1 protein-coding gene is annotated in these 1,556 nt (G+C 38.9%); it reads left to right on the forward strand.

The annotated features are described in order from the left end of the window. Positions 1-702 precede the first annotated feature (702 nt). Positions 703-1,176 (forward strand): IS200/IS605 family transposase, encoded by a 474-nt coding sequence (gene tnpA, locus BXY64_RS00030; RefSeq protein WP_120237964.1) that lies wholly within the window; start codon positions 703-705, stop codon positions 1,174-1,176. The last annotated feature ends 380 nt before the right edge of the window (positions 1,177-1,556 follow it).

Consider the following 1,556-nt stretch of genomic DNA (forward strand, 5'->3'; position numbering starts at 1 on the left):
CCTAATACAACAACAATCAATGATACCTTATTCGGATACCACGGTACTACGTACCTGAATACTTGTTCTCAATCATTTGCTATAAAGACTTCGGTGCTATGCACCTTTGCTCCTTTTCCACCAATCCCAAGCCACAGAGTGGCGCAGTATTTATAGCAACATCCGAACAATTGGAATCAAGCTGCAGAGCAGCGCGGTATTATTTCTATCCTAATACAACAACAATCAATGATACCTTATTCGGATACCACGGTACTACGTACCTGAATACTTGTTCTCAATCATTTGCTATAAAGACTTCGGTGCTATGCACCTTTGCTCCTTTTCCACCAATCCCAAGCCACAGAGTGGCGCAGTATTTATAGCAACATCCGAACAATTGGAATCAAGCTGCAGAGCAGCGCGGTATTATTTCTATCCAAATATTACATCAATCCTTGATTGGTATTAATGATATCTTATTAAGATACCACGGTACGATGTACCTTAAGGTCCGTGCTTAATATTTTGCTATAAAGACATCGGTGCTATGCACCTTTACTCCTTTTGCATCAATCTCAAGCCACAGAGTGGCGTAGCATTTATAGCACAATGCCATATATTTAGAATAAGCTGCAGAGCAGCGCGGTATAAACACAAAGCAATATTTTCATCAATCACCTCATTTTGTTATTTTTAAATACAACAAACTCATCAATACAAATGGCAAACACATATTCACAATGTTACATGCACCTTATTTTTGCAGTTCGTAATAGAGATGCATTGATTCTTGATTCCTGGTCTTCTGAACTGGAAAAATACATTACAGGCATTGTTCAAGATGAAGGACACAAGCTGATTGCAATAGGTACAGCTCACGATCACATACACATATTTATTGGTTACAATACCATTAAGTCAATTCCAAAGCTAGTGGAGCAGATCAAGACTTCTTCCAATAATTGGATTAAGCAACGAAAACTATCTCCTTTCAAATTCAGCTGGCAGAATGGTTATGGCTGTTTCTCGCATTCACATTCACAAATTGACAGTGTAGCAAAGTATGTTTTAACCCAAAGAGAACATCACAAAAAGAAATCTTTCAAGGACGAGTATCTATCAATTCTGAATAAGAATGACATGGCATTTGAAGAAAGATATTTGTTTGATTTTTTTGAAGGAGTTTCTTTATGATACCACGGTGCGATGCACCTTGGGGTTTGTTCTTAACCTTTTGCTATAAAGACTTCGGTGCTATGCACCTTTGCTCCTTTTCCACCAATCTCAAGCCACAGAGTGGCGCAGCATTTATAGCAACATCCGAACAATTGGAATCAAGCTGCAGAGCAGCGCGGTATTTTTCTAAACAAATATTACATCAATCCTTGATTGGTATTAATGATATCTTATTAAGATACCACGGTACGATGTACCTTGGGGTTTGTTCTTAACCTTTTGCTATAAAGACTTCGGTGCTATGCACCTTTACTCCTTTTCCACCAATCTCAAGCCACAGAGTGGCGCAGCATTTATAGCAACATCCGAACAATTGGAATCAAGCTGCAGAGCAGCGC

Source organism: Marinifilum flexuosum (assembly GCF_003610555.1).
GTDB lineage: Bacteria > Bacteroidota > Bacteroidia > Bacteroidales > Marinifilaceae > Marinifilum > Marinifilum flexuosum.